We start from the raw sequence: 16,668 nt of genomic DNA on the forward strand, positions 1-16,668 counted from the left end.
CCGCGAGACTTCAGAACGTCGAACGCGGCAGCACCGCGTGCCAATCAACGGAGTACCTGACCTAGTGAGCATCATCACCGGCTACGACCCTCGCAATCTCAGGGAGAAGATCGACGTCCAAGCGGCATCCGCTCGACTCGGCGAGCTGGGCCAATTGCGCAGCCTCTCGGCCCTCAACGAGAAGGTCGGTCTCTACCGCCTGCTCGGCCGTCTCGACGAGGCCTGGACCGTGGCGAACGAGGCCGTCAGGCACACCCGCTTCTCCGGAGACCGGGAGCAGCTGCTCGGGGCACGGATCCGCCGCGCCCAGGTGCAGCAGTACCAGGGAAAACTGCAGGCGGCTCTCTCCGAGCTGTCGCTGTGCGTCGACGAGGCGAGGGTGCACGAGTGGGGCCCGCTCGAGGCCGCCTCGCAGCTCACCCGGGGCAAGGTGCTCTTCGACATGGGCGACTACGAGGCCGCCCTGGTCGACTTCAAGGCCACCGTCTTCCTCTACGAGAAGATGGGCGCGTCGCTCGACCAGCTCGAGAGCTCACTCGTCGCCGTGGCCGTCACGGAGTCCTTTCTCACCGAGTCCTGAGTAGCTCGAGCCCGCTCTCGGGTCACGATATCGCACGGTCGGGTTAGTGTCTTCCCGTGGCTGATCTTGCAAAAGTACGCGTCTGGGCAGACGCGCTCATTTCGCTGCACCTCGATCCCCAGCTGTGGTCGTTCGGCTTCGACAATGCCAAGACACGCGCGGGGCTCTGCAGCTTCACCACGAAGCGCATCACGGTCTCGCGCTACCTTGCCGCCACATTCGACGACGACGAGATCCACCAGGTGCTGTTGCACGAGGTGGCGCACGCCATGGCGGGTCACCGAGCGGGGCACGGTCCCTCGTGGCAGCGCATCGCCGCATCCATCGGGTACGTCGGCTCGCGCACCCACAGCGGTTCCGTCGCCGACGAACTGGCGCCGTGGGTGGGCGTCTGCCCTGCGGGCCACGAGCACTTCCGCTATCGAAAGCCCGCTCGTACGCTCGCGTGCGGCACCTGCTCCAAGCGTTTCGATCCGGCCAACGTGATCGCCTGGCAACGCCGCGACATCGCCCCGGCACGACGTCGTCAGGCGGCCTTCCGCGGCTGAGGCGCCCGCTAGACGGGCGGTTGCGGGTCGTACTGGATGCCGCGGCGCACCTCACGTGCGCGCTCGACCCCCGCGAGTCGCGCGACGAGATGCAGGGCCATGTCGATGCCGGCGGAGACACCCGCTGCCGTGATCACATCACCGTCGTCGACGAAGCGGTCGTCGGGCCGTACCTCGATGGTCGGGTCGAGCTCACCGAGCCGGTCGAGAGTGCTCCAGTGCGTCGTCGCCGGCCTCCCGTTCAGGATGCCCGCCGCGGCGTAGACGAGCGATCCGGTGCAGACGCTCGTCATCAGCGGCACGGTCTCGCGCTGCCCGCGCACCCACGCGAGACGCCGCTCGTCGGTCAGGTGCCCGCGGGTGCCGCGACCGCCCGGATAGATGAGCACGTCGAGAGGCTGTGCGGCATCCACTCTCACGTCGGGCAGGATGCGCAGGCCCTTGGCGCAGGTCACCGGGTCGAGCGAGTCGGCCATCGTGAACACGTCGTACCCGTCGTCGGGACTCGTCCGGGTCCACCACGAGAGCACCTCCCAGGGGCCCACGGCGTCGAGCTCTTCGACGCCGTCGAACAGGAGGATTCCGATGTGCTTCGTCATGGAACAAACCCTATCCGCGCCACGCCGTCGGGTATCGCGGCACTACTCAGAACGCCTCGCTGACTCCGGTGTTGTGCGGGTCGTCGTGATGAGCACGCACCAGGCTCGCCGGCCATGAATTCCGCGGGGCCTTCTCCGGGGTGCGAAGCGCCTGCTCCAGCACCGCGTCGCCCAGATGCTTCTCCACGTCGAGCCGCGGGTAGGCATCCTCGATCGCCTGGCGCTCGGCATCGGTGACCGTCTCGAGGCCGAAGTCGCCACGCACACCGAGCCGCGTCAGCTTCGTGATAGGGCCCCTGCGCTCCGCGATCTGCGGCGAGGTGTGCAACGCGATGGCCTCCCATACGACGTCGATCTCGGCGGGGTTCCTGCCCTCGGCGGCGAGAAAGCGAGCGGCGGCATCGGCGCCGTCGACCTCGAAACGGAGCTCGCCGTCGGCATCATCCGTCGTGCCGATGTCGTGCAGAACACACGCGAGAAAGAGCACCTCGGCGTCGTAGTCCTGACCCGCGACAAGACCGTCGGATGCCGCGACCACGCGGGCATGCAGAAAGGTGCGAACGCTGTGGTTGGCGATCGAGAGCTCCTCGGTGCGCTGCACCCAGTCGAGCGCGCGACGCGCGGTGTCTGCGGTGGGCAGCAGCAGAAGTTCCGTCATGCTCTCGACGCTAGCCCTGGGCGCTTGAGGTCGATGCTCTGCAACCGGCCAATCTGGCACGAGATTCCGCCGAGTTGCACGAAAACGCCGCCTCACCCAACGGGGAGGCGGCGTTTTCAGGCAACTCGATGAGACGAGAACTACTCGGTGACCTGGACTTCTTTCCAGAACGCCACGTAGTTGCTGTAGTCCTGGCCGACGCGATCGAACGACGCCGGATACGGCTTCGGGTAGCTCCACGCGCGATCCTTGAGACTCACGCCGCTGTCGCTCACGCTGAAGTACTGGCACTCGCCCTTCCACGGGCAGGTGTAGGGCGTGTCCGTGGGCGTGAGCAGATCGAAGTTCACGCTCGACGGGGGAAAGTACCAGTTCCCTTCGATGGCGATCAGATCTTCCTTGGGTGCCTCGGCGATGACGGTGCCGTTGACGACTGCTTTCATGATGAAACCTCCTGCAGTCACGCTACGCCTTGGAGGCTACCTGGCGTCCTGAATCGGACGGATCACACGCTGGAAGATCAGGATTCCCGCAGCCACGACCGGAACAGCGACGAGCGCACCGAGGATGCCGCCGAGAGCCGCGCCTCCGATGGCGGCCACGATCACCAGTACTCCGGGCACGGCGACGGCCTTGGCCATCACGCGCGGCGTCAGCACGTACGCCTCGACCTGCAGATAGACCAACATGATGATCGCGAAGATCAGGGCACCGATCGGGTTGACGGTGAGGATCGACACGGCACCGATCGACGTACCGAGGATCGGCCCGACCACGGGGATGAGAGCGCAGACGAACGCGACGAGGGCGAGCAGAAGCGGCGCGGGGCCGCCCACGATGGTGACGAGGATCAGCGTGATCGTCGCGTTGGCCAACGCAAGCACGAATTGACCCGCCACGTACTTGCCGACCGACTCGAGGATCTCCTCCGTGATGTCCATGAAGCCGTCTCGCCGGGATCGGGGCACGGCCTGGTAGACGGTCGCCATCACGCCACGCAGGGTGAGGGTCAGGTAGATCGTGAGCACGGTCACGACGATCACGGCAGTCACACTCTCGAAGACCCCCGATCCGACAGAGAGGAGCCCTCCGCCGATCGAGAGCAGCTTGTCGGGGTCGGAGAGGAACGACGTGATGTCTTTGATGATCGAATCGAGATCGAGCGAGGTGCCGAGCTGCTCGCTGATCCAGGTCACCCACGGCTGGGCGAGAAGACGGTCGGTGAGTTCGCTCGCGTGGGTGATGAGGTAGTTCACCTGGCGTACGAGGTTCGGAACGATGGCGAGGGCCACGCCGCCGATGACCGCGAGCGCGAGGAGGGCGACTCCGAGCGATGCCGCCCAGCGCGGGATCCTGTGCCGCTCCGCCAGCTTCATCAGCGGCTCGAGTGCCAGCGCGATGAAGTAGGCGATACCCATGTAGACGAACACGGTCGAGAGCGATCCGATGGCGCCCCAGAGTCCGAGACCCACGCAGGCTCCGAGTGCGCCGAGCAGCCCGATCAGAAAGGGGTTGAACCGGATGCGCCGCTGGGGCACACGGTCTTCCTCGGCTCGTCGACTGGGCACCCTGCCGAGGGTAGAGCGGATTCGCGGCGAGGTGGTCGGTCGCCGGCCCGGCGAACGCATGTCGGCTCGTGTCATTGCTCGAGGCTAGTGGACGGAGCCGTCTCCGCAGGGCGGAGATTCATGGCCTCAGAGCAGGTCGGAGTGATGGATGGCTGCCACGTCGGGGTGCGCCCGCAGCCGATAGCGCAGCACGTTCTCGCCGTAGACCTGCAGGATCGGGCTGTCGTCGGGATCCGGCGTGATGCCCGTCGCTTCAGACTGCAGTGCCTCGGGCAGCGGGATCGACGGGATCGACGCATCCAATGCCGGGTTGAAGAAGAACGGGATCGAGATGCGGTCGCTGCCGATCGACGGCGAGATGACCCGGTGCACCGTGGCCTTGAGGTAGCCGTTCGTGGCGTACTCGAGCAGCTCTCCGATGTTCACGACGAAGGCTCCCGGCACGGGAGGAGCGTCGATCCACTCGTCTCCATAAGCGACCTGCAGGCCGCCCTTGCCTTCTTCGACGAGCAGCAGTGTCAGGGCGCCGCCGTCACGATGAGCTCCGACGCCCTGCTTCGGGGTCGGGTCGCTCTTGCCGGGATAGCGCACGATCTTGATCAGCGTCGAGGGTCGCTCGGCGAACGCCGCGTCGAAGACGTGCGGGTCGGCGCCGAGAGACTGCGCCCACGCCTGAAGAAGACGGATGCTGATGGCCGAGAGCTCGTCGTGCCACCGGGTGACGACATCCTGCAGCTCGGGCAGCGCTTCGGGCCAGAGGTTGGGCCCCTCGAGCCGCCAGTAGTCCGGAACACCCTCGCCGCGCTCGACAGTCTCGCGTTCGCTTCCGACGTCGATCTGCTCACGCCAGTCGACCAGGCCCTGCGTGAGTTCGCCACCGACACGGGTATAACCGCGGAACTGGGGGCTCAGCACGTTCTCGATCGAGAGCTTGTCGGCCTCGGGCAGCTCGAAGAAGCGCCGCGACGTCTCGAGGATGCCGCTCACCAGAGACTCGGGAACTCCGTGGCCCGTGAGATAGAAGAAGCCGTAATCGTGTGTTGCGCGACGGAGATCCTCACGGAATCCGGCGGCCTCCTCCGGGGAGGCATCGAGGCGAGAGAAGTCGAGTACGGGAAGGCTCTGGGTCATGATTTCCACGGTGTCACCTCGCCGCGGGGAACACCAATTGCATTACGGCGTATTGAGCCGACACGCAATGCCGGGCCCACGACTTGTCGTCGCTTGCCTCACCACCCAGACTGAGGCGTGGAGGCCCACATGAGAGTTCTGCTGAAGTTCGTGCTCGACACCGACCCGGATGCCGCGTGGCGGGCGATCCGCAGCCCCGCCGTCTTTCGCGAGGTGTCGAGTCCCTTCCTGAAGATCCGTTCGTTGAGCGCCGACGGATTCCCCACGATCTGGCAGCCGGGTGAACACCCGGTCGAGATCGAGGGAGGCGGACTGGTTCCCCTGGGCAAGCAGATCATCAGGCTCTCCTTCCTCGAGCGCCCCGACGGCGTGCGCATCGTGCGCGACTCCGGGCGCGGCGTCTCGGGCGCCGTCGCCATCCCCACCACCTGGGATCACCAGATGGCGATCTCGCCAGACCCCGCGGGAACCGGCAAGACGCTCTATCGCGACAGACTCATCATCGGCGCCGGGGCGCTGACCCCCGCCGCCTGGTACGGCATGTGGGCGTTCTGGCAGTGGCGGGGCGCGCGACTGCGCCAGCTCGCCCCGAACTGGGCGTTCGATCCCGAGCCGACCCCAGAGTCCGGCGCACAGGGCGTCGACCCCGACATCGCCGCGTAGCCTGAACTCGTGACGAACGCGCAATCAGCAATCCAGGTCGCCGACTGGCGCCAGCGCGTCTTCGCGCTCTACGACGAGGTGCGGATGCTCGCCCTCGTCGATCCCGAATCGGCTCACGGAGCGTGGCGCGACGGTCGCGACGACCTGTTCCGCACGCATCCCCAGACTCCGCTGCTGGCGGAGGACCGGCCGGGCTTCACGGGCTTGCCCGTCGCGCCCTACGACCCGGCGTGGCGGTTCGAGGTCGAGATCACTGCCCCGGATGCGCCGGGCGGCTTCGACTTCGAGACCGGCACCGACGGCATCGTGCCCTTCGAACTCGTCGGTCACGCCAGCATCGACGAGGTGGGCCGCCTCGATGTGTGGCGGCTGCGCTCGTACGGCGGCGGCCTCTTCATCCCCGTGCGCGATGGCCTCGCCGGCACGTCCGGCGGAACCTACGGCGGCGGCCGCTACCTCATCGATTCGATTAAAGGGGCGCACCTCGGCCTCGGCGCGACCGCCGGCTCGCTGGTACTGGACTTCAATTTCGCCTACAACCCGTCGTGCGCCTACGACCCGGCGTGGGCCTGCCCGCTGGCCCCTCTGGGAAACCGCGTGACCGGCGCCATCCCGGTCGGCGAGCTGTACTCCGGGGCGCACTGACCCGCACTACTGTCGTGGGTGTGGACAACGAGGGCGGCGCCGAGACGAACGACGAATCGAAGGCGCTGTCGCAGTTCGTCTACGAGCGCCTGCGCGAGGGCATCATCAGCGGGCGCTATGCCGCCGGTGAGCCCCTCCGCGAGCGCGATATCGCGAGCGAGTTCAACGTCTCGCGCATTCCCATCCGCACGGCGCTGCCCCGTCTCGAAGTGGGCGGCTTCGTACGCGTGCTGCCGAGGCGAACGGCCGTGGTCACGCACATCACCAGTCGCGAGGTCGGCGAGCTCTACGATCTGCGCGCCGTGCTCGAGCCCCTGATCGCGCGAACGGCCGCCGAGCGAGTCTCGAACGGCGCCGACTCCGACGACGTGGAACGCGCACTCGCTGCCGCTGCCGAGGCCCTGCACCGCTCGGATTTCGCGGAACTGGACCGGCTCAACACGGCGCTCCACGCGTCGATCGTCGAGCTTGCCGACACCCGGCTGCTCAACAAGACCTTCGCTCCCCTGCAGGATCGAATCGACAGGCTGAGCGGCGTGACGATCGCCAGCGACCCGGTCACGCGACACAGCGAACACGCCGCCCTGGTCGACGCGATCGTGAGCGGCCACGCCGAACTCGCGGCCGCGACCGCGTACACCCACACGGAACGCGGACGCTCTCGCACCCTCGCGGTGCTACCCGAGCATCCGCACTACGCCGCAGAATAGGCGAGGAGCCGGGCGATCGCGCTCGGGACGGGTTCGATGATCGGCACGCTGGATGCCGCCGCGATCCGGCGGGCCGACTCGCTCAGCGGGCCTCCTCCGATGATCACGGCTTCAGCCCCGTCGAACACCGCCGAGTCGTGCACAGCGCGCTGGAGCTCGACGAACTGCTGCTCGGGGTCGGCCGCGAGGTCGTCGGCCAGAGTCGGGGTGAATCGGATGCCGGTGAATCGGCCGGCCGCGGAATGTCGCGCCACCAGCTGCTCGAGGCGCAGAGAGAGCAGCCCGGTGCTCGTCGCCATGCCGAAGCGTCGCCCGCCCTCAGCCGCCGCGCGCACGGACGCCTCGCCGATTCCGATCACCGGGATGTCGTAGAGCCGGCGGAGCTCGTCGACTCCCGGATCGCCGATGGCTCCGACGATGACTCCCCGTGTCTGCTCGGTGACGGCGCGGCGGGTGCGCTCGACGACATAGGAGACGCTCGCATCGAGGGCCGCCGGCTCGACGATCATGCGGGGCCCCTCGTCGACCGTCACACCGCGGACCGCGAGATGCGTACCCTCGAGCTGCTGGCGAGCCACCGTCTCGAGCAGGCGAGTCGTTGCCGCGTTGGTATTCGGGTTCACGATCAGCAGGTGACCGTCGTCGGCGCGCACGGCACATCTGGGCACCAGCTAGACCTCCTCGACCATCGGGCGTCCGACGGTCTCACGGGGAAACTGTACGGCGATTCCGCAGAGCACGAAGAGGGTGGCGAGCACAGCGAACATGGCGCCAACGCCCTGGTTCTCGAGGACGGCTCCCGCGATGAGCGGGAACAGCCCGCCGGAGAGCGAACCGATGGCGAGGATGATCGACGTTCCTAGCCCTCGGATCCGCGTGGGGTACTGCTCTGGAGCGAACAGCCAGATCGTGGTGTTGAGCACGATGACAGAGAAGTTGAAGAGGGCGCCGAAGACCAGGACGAGCGGGATGCTCGTGGCCACGAATCCGAATCCGAGGGCGGCGGCCAGCCCGAGCACGGCGGCGACGCTCATCACGGCCTTGCGTGGCAGATTCCGCGCGATGAAGGCGGCGACGATGGCTCCGAGCAGGCTTCCCGACTGCATGATGAGTGTGTACCAGAGCGCGCTCGTGATGCTGAAGCCTCGATCCGTGAGAATCACCGGGATGAGGGTCAGCATCGAGATCTGGGCGGCATACGACATGGTGACCGCGACACCCAGGGAGACAGTCGTGCGCAGGTAGCGCCCCCGGAAGACGGCCGTCCACGAGACGCGGGGAGCAGCCGGGCCGGTGGCGAGAGAACCGGCGTCGAGGTAGGACTCCTCGAAGGAGAGTTTTCCGGTGAGCTTGCCCTGAGCCAGTCTGTTGATCACGGTGTTGGCTTCGGCGAACCGGCCCTGCGAGGCGAGGTATCGCGGCGTCTCGGGCAACGCGCGCCGGTAGACGACCACGAGGAGGGCGGGAACGATCAGGATGCCGAAGAGGTATCGCCACTGATCCTGGCCGGTGAAGACCGCGAAGACCAGCACACCGACGAGAGGGGCGAGCATGTTGCCGAGGCCTGCGGCGGCCACGTTGATGAGACCGACCGCCGTTCCCCGGTGCTTGGCCGAGAAGAACTCGCTCATCATGATGACGGCCGTCGCGATCTCTCCGCCCAGGCCGAGCCCGACGAGGAACCGTGCGAAGACGAGCACGCCGTAGTCGGGTGCGAGAGCGCACAGCAGCGAACCGGCGCTGAAGACCAGCAGGTTCAGGCCGAGCAGCTTTCGGCGTCCGATCCTGTCCATCATGAATCCTGCGAAGAGGCGGCCGAGGGCGACAGCGGTGAACGTCGCCGTGTTGAGGAGGCCGATCTCGGTTGCTCCGATTCCCCAGTCGGCCTTCAGCAGGGGGCCGGCGATGCCGACCGTGTTCTGCTCGATCGCGTCGAAGAATGCGCCGAGCAGGATCATCGCGATGATTCCGAGGTGCGCACCCGAAAGGCCGATCCTCGAGTACGCGGATTCGATCTGACTGCTGAGCGTCTTCGGTGGTTCGAGAACCGAGGTCATGGCCGCGCCTTTCGATGGTGTTCGGGGAGGATGAGGACAACGCTAGGAAGCAGCGAGGCCCGGCAGGTTTCCCGCACGTTTCTGGATTGTAAAAAATGCGCAATCTGGGATACCGAGATGCACTCTGAGTCGTGTTGGGGGCCGGTGGAGCATCCTTGGGGATACCCGGGAGCTTTCCCGGGGCATGTGCGCTAGGCTTTAATCACTTGCGAGCGCGATCGTGCGCTCCCTGCGTCGTAGAACGCACCTTGCGGTTCGGGCCTCGTGTCTGGATTTTGCGAAAACTTTCTCACGGCGAACGGAAGTGCCTACTGGCACCTTCGCCATCATTTCCGCACAGTCGCGGCATTGCCGAGAGAGTCTGTGCGAATCAGAAGCTCTGTGCGATGCCGTCGTGTCACACTGCGGATCCGATGCCTGAAAGGCACCGAAACAGCTATGTCAACACCCACCTTCTCCTCGCTCGGCGTTCCCGCGCCCGTCGTGGCCGCGCTCACCAACGCCGGCATCACCGAGCCCTTCCCCATCCAGCTCGACACCCTTCCCGACACCCTCGCCGGACGCGACGTGCTCGGCCGCGGAAAGACGGGCTCGGGCAAGACGCTCGCGTTCTCCATTCCGATGGTCGCCCGCCTCGGCGGCGCCCTGTCCGGCGGACAGCGCCGCTCCGGCCGTCCCCTCGGGCTGGTGCTCGCGCCGACCCGTGAGCTCGCCACGCAGATCTCGGCGGTGCTCCAGCCGCTCGCCGACGCGTACGGCCTGAAGTCGACCACCATCTTCGGTGGTGTGTCGCAGCAGCGCCAGGTCGCCGCCCTCAAGGCCGGCGTCGACATCATCGTCGCCTGCCCGGGCCGCCTCGAAGACCTCATGAAGCAGGGCTTCGTCTCGCTCGACGCGATCGAGATCACGGTTCTCGACGAGGCCGACCACATGGCCGACCTGGGCTTCCTGCCCGTCGTGACCCGCATCCTCGACAAGACCCCTCGCGGCGGACAGCGCCTGCTGTTCTCGGCCACGCTCGACAACGGCGTGGACAAGCTGGTGCGCAAGTTCCTGCAGAACGAGGTGCTGCACTCGGTCGACGAGGCCACCAGCCACGTCGAGCTCATGACGCACCACGTGTTCGAGGTCGACGGCGCCACCGCCAAGACCGAACTCGTTCAGAAGCTCGCCTCCGGAACCGGCCGTCGCATCCTGTTCATGCGCACCAAGCACCACGCCAAGAAGCTGGCCCGCCAGCTGATCGATGCCGGCATCCCCGCCGTCGACCTGCACGGAAACCTCTCGCAGGTCGCCCGTGACCGCAACCTCGCCGCGTTCAGCGCCGGCGACGTGAAGGTCCTCGTCGCCACCGACGTCGCCGCCCGCGGTGTGCACGTCGATGACATCGAACTCGTCATCCACGTCGACCCGCCGGCCGAGCACAAGGCGTACCTGCACCGCTCGGGCCGCACCGCCCGCGCCGGCAGCGCCGGAGACGTCGTCACCGTGATGCTGCCGACCCAGAAGAAGGACACGGCGGATCTGCTCCGCAAGGCGGCCATCCAGGTCACACCTCAGCGGGTCACCGCCAACTCCCCCGCGGTCACCGAACTCGTCGGCGAGCTGGCCGAGTGGGTCAAGCCCGCTCCCCGTGCCGCCGTGCAGGTTCAGGGAACCCCGCGCCGCCAGGGTGGATCGCAGGGTGCCAACGCTCAGCGCAAGCGCGCCCAGCGCGACGGTTCGCCCGCGGCCGGAGGCGGCGAAGGCCGTCCCCGTCGCGATCGCTCGGGTCGCCCCGCTGCAGCAGGCGCCCCGGCGTCGGCGAGCGGCGCTCGTCGCGGCGGCGCCGGTGGAGGTCGCACCGCGGCTCCCGCCGGAGGCTCCTCGCGCACCTACTCGACGTCGACCGGCGGACAGGGCGGCTACGCTGCCGGCGCCGCCGCATCCGGTGGCAATGGATCTGGCGCACGTCGCCAGGGTCGCCGAGCCCAGGGCTAGTCACCCCCGCTTCGCCTGAACGGGCGGAGATTCCTGCACACCGATGCGCTCTGCGCCCCGGTGCTGCGGAATCTCCGCCCGTTCGTGCGTGAGGCGTCAGATCAGACGGCCGACAGAGGCCAATGCAGCTCGCAGCAGCGACCCGCGCCCGCCCTCGAACTCGGCGGACAGCTCGTCTGACGCTGCCTCCTGCGGCGACATCCACGTGACCTCCAGAGCGTCCTGGCGAGGCTCGCAGGTACCGGTGACCGGAACGACGTAGGCGAGCGAGACCGCGTGCTGACGCTCGTCGTAGAACTGGGTGACGCCCGGCAGCGGAAAGTACTCGGCCACGGAGAAGGGGATGGGGCTCGCGGGAAGCTGGGGAAACGCCATCGGCCCGAGGTCCTTCTCGAGGTGGCGGAAGAGGGCGTCCCGGAGCGTCTCGCCGTACATGACGCGGCCGGAGACCAACGTTCGCGTGATCGACCCCGTGGGCGTTGCTCGAAGCAGCATGCCCACCTCGGTCACCTGACCGAGGCCGTCGACGCGCACCGGAACCGCCTCGACGTAGAGCAGCGGCAGACGCCGTCTGATCTCGGCGAGTTCGACATCGCTGAGCCAGCCCGGGTTGGAACTCTGCGACGGTGTGGGCGGGATGTTGCTGCCCTCGGGGGTCCACTCGGGATCGGGGTCTGGAGTTCTCACGCTCATAGTCCATTCTTACCCCACGTGGCCAGCCACCGGCGCCGCAGGACACACTGTCGGCGGTATGCGTGAGGATGGAGCCTATGGGCGATGTGCTCGACAGATTCTCCCCCGCGACGCAGCAATGGTTCCGCGGGGCGTTCAGCGCGCCCACACCCGCACAGCTCGGCGCATGGGAGGCCGTGTCATCCGGGTCGAACGCCCTGGTGGTGGCACCGACCGGCTCCGGCAAGACGCTGTCTGCCTTCCTGTGGTCGATCGACAGGCTCACCTCCGAGCCGCCGCCCGAGAAGGCCGGCGTGCGCGTCCTCTACATCTCCCCTCTCAAGGCGCTGGCCGTCGACGTCGAGCGCAACCTCCGCTCCCCCCTGGTCGGCATCACCCAGACGGCCAAGCGTCTCGGCACCGAACCTCCGAACATCCAGGTCGGGGTGCGAAGCGGCGATACGACGCAGGCCGACCGACGCAACCAGTCGAAGAATCCTCCCGACATCCTCATCACGACGCCCGAGTCGCTCTTTCTCATGCTCACCTCGGCGGCCAGGGAGTCGCTCTCGACGGTCGAGACGGTCATCATCGACGAGGTGCACGCCGTCGCGGCCACCAAGCGTGGAGCGCATCTCGCGGTGTCGCTCGAGCGACTCGACGGGCTCTTAGAGAAGCCCGCCCAGCGCATCGGGCTCTCGGCCACGGTGCGACCGCGCGAAGAGGTGGCGCGCTTTCTGGCCGGGGGCCGCCCCGTCGCCATCGTGGCCCCCACCTCGACCAAGAAGTTCGATCTGCGGGTCGTCGTTCCCGTCGACGACATGACCGCGCTGCCCTCGGCCGGCGAGCGTGAGGGCTCCGCAGCGGGGGCTCTCAGAGAAGACGACGGCTCCGGGGGCGGGCAGGGCTCGATCTGGCCTCATGTCGAAGAGAGCATCGTCGATCGCATTCTCGCCCACCGCTCGTCCATCGTCTTCGCCAACTCCCGCAGACTGGCCGAGCGGCTCACCGCCCGACTCAACGAGATCTACCTCGAGCGGCTCGAGCAGGCGGCCTCGACGCCCGCACTCCCCGAGGCCGTCGACGAGGCTGGTTCCGTTTCAGAGGGTCAGGCGCCGACGGGCTCGAAGCGGCCCCCCGCGGCCATCATGGGCCAGGCCGGCCAGACCAAGGGCCTTCCCGCCAGCGTCAGCGCCCGAGCCGGCGACGGTGCCGATGAGCCGATCCTCGCGCGTGCGCACCACGGCTCCGTCTCGAAAGAGCAGCGAGCCGTCATCGAAGACGATCTCAAGACGGGTCGTCTGCGTTGCGTCGTCGCCACGTCGAGTCTCGAGCTCGGCATCGACATGGGCGCCGTCGACCTCGTGGTCCAGGTGGAGTCTCCCCCGAGCGTCGCCAGCGGTCTGCAGCGCGTGGGTCGTGCCGGTCACCAGGTGGGCGAGATCTCGCGCGGCATCCTGTACCCCAAGCACCGGGCCGACCTGTTGCATTCTGCGGTCGCCTCGCTGCGCATGACAGAGGGGCTCATCGAGTCGCTCTCCGTGCCGACGAACCCGCTCGACATCCTCGCTCAGCAGACCGTTGCCGCCTGCGCGCTCGAGCCGATCGATGTCGAGGAGTGGTTCGACACCGTGCGGCGCAGCGCTCCCTTCGCGGGGCTCCCCCGCTCGGCCTACGAGGCGACGCTCGACCTGCTCGCGGGCAGGTACCCCTCCGACGAGTTCGCCGAGCTGCGCCCGCGCCTGGTGTGGGATCGAGACGAGGGAACGCTCACGGGGCGGCCCGGCGCCCAGCGCCTCGCCGTCACGAGCGGAGGCACCATTCCCGATCGCGGCCTCTTCGGGGTCTTCATGGTCGGCGGAGCCGCATCAGAACAGGCGTCGGGCACGGCGTCCACCGCCAAGGGCGGCAATCGCGTGGGCGAGCTCGACGAAGAGATGGTCTACGAATCGCGCGTCGGCGATGTCTTCGCGCTGGGCGCCACGAGTTGGCGCATCCAAGAGATCACCCACGACCGCGTGCTCGTCACTCCGGCATTCGGCGAACCGGGTCGCCTGCCGTTCTGGCGCGGAGACGGTCAGGGGCGGCCCGCAGAACTCGGCCGGGCGATCGGCGAGTTCACCCGCAAGCTCGCAGGGGCGGATGCCGAGGAGTCCGCGCGCATGACCGCGAGCGCGGGGCTCGACGAGCGCGCCGCGAACAACCTCGTCACCTTCGTGACGGAGCAGCGCGAGGCCACCGGGCACGTGCCGAGCGACAAGACGTTGGTCATCGAGCGCTTCCGCGATGAGCTGGGCGACTGGCGCGTTATTCTGCACTCGCCCTTCGGCATGCAGGTGCACTCGCCCTGGTCTCTGGCGATCGGCGCACGCCTGCGCGAGCGCTTCGGCATCGATGGGGCGTCCGTCGCGAACGACGACGGCATCATCTTGCGGTTGCCCGACACCGAGAGCGAGCCGCCCGGCGCCGAGCTCTTTCTGTTCGAGGCAGACGAACTCGAGCAGATCGTCACCCAGGAGGTCGGCGGGTCTGCCCTGTTCGCCTCGCGTTTCCGCGAGAACGCGGCGCGCGCGCTGCTGCTGCCGCGGCAGAACCCGGGCAAGCGCTCGCCGCTCTGGCAGCAGCGTCAGCGCAGCGCTCAGCTGCTCGATGTCGCCCGAAAGTTCCCGAGCTTCCCGATCATCCTCGAGACGATCCGCGAGTGTCTGCAAGACGTCTACGATCTGCCCGCGCTCATCGGCCTGGCCCGAGACCTCGACGCGCGGCGCATCCGTGTGGTCGAAGCCGAGACGCACGACCCCTCGCCGTTCGCCAAGTCGCTGCTGTTCGGCTACGTCGCGTCGTTCGTCTACGAGGGAGACAGCCCCCTGGCCGAGCGCCGGGCGGCCGCGCTCTCGCTCGACCCGACGCTGCTGTCAGAGCTGCTGGGCCGCGCCGAACTGCGCGAACTGCTCGACCCCGGTGTCATCGCACAGACCGAACTCGAACTGCAGCGACTCGCGCCCGACCGCAAGGCCCGCGACCTCGAGGGCGTGGCCGATCTCATCCGGGTGCTCGGCCCTCTGTCTCTCGCCGAGGTCACGGCGAGGCTCGTCGACGAGGCCGCGCCCCACGCATCCGATCTGCTCGCCGGCCTCGTCGACTCTCGCCGCGCCCTCGTCGTCACCATCGCGGGCGACGAGCGCTGGGCAGCCATCGAAGACGCCGGTCGGCTTCGCGACGCGCTCGGCACGCCCATTCCCTATGGCGTTCCCGACGCGTTCATCGAGCCCGTTCCCGATCCTGTCGCCGACCTCGTGGCGCGCTACGCTCGCACCCACACGCCCTTCACCGTTGCCGAGGCGGCGACTCGGTATGGCCTCGGCTCCGCCGTCGTTCTGGATGCGCTGCGCCGGCTCGAGAGCGCGCGGCGCGTGCTCGAGGGCGAGTTCCGGCCCCTGGGTGCAGACTCTCCCGCCGCTGCGCGAACCGAGTGGAGCGACGCCGAGGTTCTGCGTCGACTCAGGCGGCGTTCGCTCGCCGCCCTCAGGCACGAGGTCGAGCCCGTCGACACCACCACCCTCGCGCGCTTCCTGCCGTCGTGGCAGCACGTCGGCGGCAATCTGCGTGGCGTCGACGGCGTGGCCACGGTCATCGACCAGCTCGCCGGAGTCCCCATTCCCGCCTCTGCGTGGGAGACTCTGATTCTGCCCAGTCGCGTGCGCGAGTACAGCCCTGCCATGCTCGACGAGCTCACGGCGACGGGCGAGGTCGTCTGGTCGGGCGTCGGCTCGCTGCCCGGCAACGACGGCTGGGTGGCGATGCATCTCGCCGAGACCGCGCCTCTCACCATTCCCCTGGCCGAGCCGCTCGAACCGACGACGCTGCAGCATGCCGTGCTCGGCGCGCTCGAGGGAGGGGGCGCGTTCTTCTTCCGCACCCTCTCCGATACGGTCGGCACCGCGCTGGGCTCGGCCGTCGATGATGCCGAGCTGGTGACCGCACTGTGGGATCTGGTGTGGGCGGGGCGCATCACCAACGACACGCTGGCTCCGCTGCGCTCTCTCACCGGCGGGGGCAAGACGGCCCACAGCACCAAACGCAGTGCGCCCCGGTCGAAGCTCTACAGGGGGCGCTCCTACGCTCGGCCCACCATGGTCACCCGCGTCGGACCGCCCACCGCGGGCGGCCGCTGGTCGCTGCTGCCCGCTCCCGAGACCGATGCGACCGTTCGCGGTCACGCGCTGGGCGACATGCTGCTCGAGCGGTACGGAGTGGTCACCAAGGGCGCCGTCGTGGCCGAGCGCATCGTGGGCGGCTTCGCCCTCGCCTACCGCCTGCTCTCCGGCTTCGAAGAGACGGGCCGCGCACGACGCGGCTACTTCGTCGAGACCCTCGGCGCATCCCAATTCGCCACCGGCGGCACGATCGATCGTCTGCGATCATTCACCTCCGAGGCGATGGCAGAGAGGCGGTCGGGCCCGACCGACGCGGGCGCCGAGAACGCGGCGGCACTCAAGGCTGTGACCCTGGCCGCGACAGACCCGGCCAACCCCTATGGTGCGGCGCTCCCGTGGCCAGCAGGAACGGGCCACCGCCCCGGCCGCAAGGCCGGCGCGCTCGTGGTTCTCGTCGACGGACGACTCGTGCTCTACGTCGAACGGGGCGGCAAGACCCTGCTCTCGTTCGCCGAGAACGAGGGCGAGCTCGCGAGCGCGAGTGCGAGCCTAGCCACCACCGTGATCAGCGGTCGAGTGGCCAAGCTCACCGTCGAGAAAGTCAACGGAGACTACGCCGTGGGCACCGACATCGGTCGCGCCCTCGAGACAGCCGGCTTCGGCGCGACTCCGCAAGGGCTCCGGCTCCGCGCCTCGTGAC

General features: G+C 68.2%; 15 protein-coding genes. 7 read left to right on the top strand and 8 right to left on the bottom strand.

What is annotated here, in order from left to right; genetic code table 11:
• Positions 1-64: 64 nt before the first annotated feature.
• Both ASE64_RS07210 and ASE64_RS07215 read left to right on the top strand, forming a co-directional pair.
• Entirely contained in the window at positions 65-580 is a 516-nt protein-coding gene (locus tag ASE64_RS07210) for a hypothetical protein (protein WP_235480529.1), read from the top strand.
• A 56-nt stretch (positions 581-636) separates the two neighbouring features.
• Positions 637-1,128 (top strand): SprT-like domain-containing protein, encoded by a 492-nt coding sequence (locus ASE64_RS07215; protein ID WP_055778160.1) that lies wholly within the window; start codon positions 637-639, stop codon positions 1,126-1,128.
• Positions 1,129-1,136: 8 nt separating this feature from the next.
• Here the strand turns inward: ASE64_RS07215 and ASE64_RS07220 are convergent, their stop codons facing one another.
• From ASE64_RS07220 to ASE64_RS07240, 5 genes are all read right to left on the bottom strand, one after another.
• Complete coding sequence (locus ASE64_RS07220; protein WP_055778163.1) at positions 1,137-1,727, bottom strand: DJ-1/PfpI family protein; 591 nt, start codon at positions 1,725-1,727, stop codon at positions 1,137-1,139.
• A gap of 46 nt (positions 1,728-1,773) precedes the next feature.
• Entirely contained in the window at positions 1,774-2,385 is a 612-nt protein-coding gene (locus tag ASE64_RS07225) for an HD domain-containing protein (protein WP_055778165.1), read from the bottom strand.
• A 140-nt stretch (positions 2,386-2,525) separates the two neighbouring features.
• Positions 2,526-2,828, bottom strand: coding sequence for a DUF427 domain-containing protein (locus ASE64_RS07230; RefSeq protein ID WP_055778169.1), 303 nt, complete (start codon positions 2,826-2,828; stop codon positions 2,526-2,528).
• A 36-nt stretch (positions 2,829-2,864) separates the two neighbouring features.
• Complete coding sequence (locus ASE64_RS07235; protein WP_162234551.1) at positions 2,865-3,953, bottom strand: AI-2E family transporter; 1,089 nt, start codon at positions 3,951-3,953, stop codon at positions 2,865-2,867.
• Positions 3,954-4,079: 126 nt separating this feature from the next.
• Positions 4,080-5,087: an isopenicillin N synthase family dioxygenase gene (locus ASE64_RS07240; protein ID WP_235480574.1), complete on the bottom strand. Its 1,008-nt coding sequence runs from the start codon at positions 5,085-5,087 to the stop codon at positions 4,080-4,082.
• Between the two features lie 126 nt (positions 5,088-5,213).
• Between ASE64_RS07240 and ASE64_RS07245 the strand changes: the two genes are divergently transcribed.
• From ASE64_RS07245 to ASE64_RS07255, 3 genes are read left to right on the top strand one after another with little or no spacing between them, the layout of a single operon-like run.
• Positions 5,214-5,747 carry a hypothetical protein gene (locus ASE64_RS07245; protein WP_055778177.1) on the top strand — a complete coding sequence of 178 codons (534 nt, stop codon included), beginning with the start codon at positions 5,214-5,216 and terminating at the stop codon, positions 5,745-5,747.
• A 9-nt stretch (positions 5,748-5,756) separates the two neighbouring features.
• Complete coding sequence (locus ASE64_RS07250) at positions 5,757-6,392, top strand: DUF1684 domain-containing protein (RefSeq protein WP_055778179.1); 636 nt, start codon at positions 5,757-5,759, stop codon at positions 6,390-6,392.
• Between the two features lie 20 nt (positions 6,393-6,412).
• Complete coding sequence (locus tag ASE64_RS07255; RefSeq protein ID WP_055778182.1) at positions 6,413-7,102, top strand: GntR family transcriptional regulator; 690 nt, start codon at positions 6,413-6,415, stop codon at positions 7,100-7,102.
• On the opposite strand, the gene ASE64_RS07260 is transcribed toward ASE64_RS07255, so the two are convergent.
• Entirely contained in the window at positions 7,087-7,770 is a 684-nt protein-coding gene (locus tag ASE64_RS07260; RefSeq protein ID WP_156351692.1) for an aspartate/glutamate racemase family protein, read from the bottom strand. The genes ASE64_RS07255 and ASE64_RS07260 overlap by 16 nt on opposite strands.
• A 3-nt stretch (positions 7,771-7,773) precedes the next feature.
• Positions 7,774-9,159: an MFS transporter gene (locus ASE64_RS07265; protein ID WP_055778188.1), complete on the bottom strand. Its 1,386-nt coding sequence runs from the start codon at positions 9,157-9,159 to the stop codon at positions 7,774-7,776.
• Between the two features lie 438 nt (positions 9,160-9,597).
• Between ASE64_RS07265 and ASE64_RS07270 the strand changes: the two genes are divergently transcribed.
• Entirely contained in the window at positions 9,598-11,139 is a 1,542-nt protein-coding gene (locus ASE64_RS07270) for a DEAD/DEAH box helicase (RefSeq protein ID WP_055778191.1), read from the top strand.
• Positions 11,140-11,235: 96 nt separating this feature from the next.
• Here ASE64_RS07270 and ASE64_RS07275 read toward each other — a convergent pair whose 3' ends face one another.
• Entirely contained in the window at positions 11,236-11,832 is a 597-nt protein-coding gene (locus ASE64_RS07275) for an NUDIX hydrolase family protein (RefSeq protein ID WP_055778194.1), read from the bottom strand.
• A 77-nt stretch (positions 11,833-11,909) separates the two neighbouring features.
• On the opposite strand from ASE64_RS07275, the gene ASE64_RS07280 reads away from it, so the two are divergent.
• Entirely contained in the window at positions 11,910-16,667 is a 4,758-nt protein-coding gene (locus tag ASE64_RS07280) for an ATP-dependent helicase (RefSeq protein WP_055778197.1), read from the top strand.
• Position 16,668: the final 1 nt, after the last annotated feature.

The sequence above is a fragment of the Agreia sp. Leaf210 genome (assembly GCF_001421485.1).
GTDB lineage: Bacteria > Actinomycetota > Actinomycetes > Actinomycetales > Microbacteriaceae > Agreia.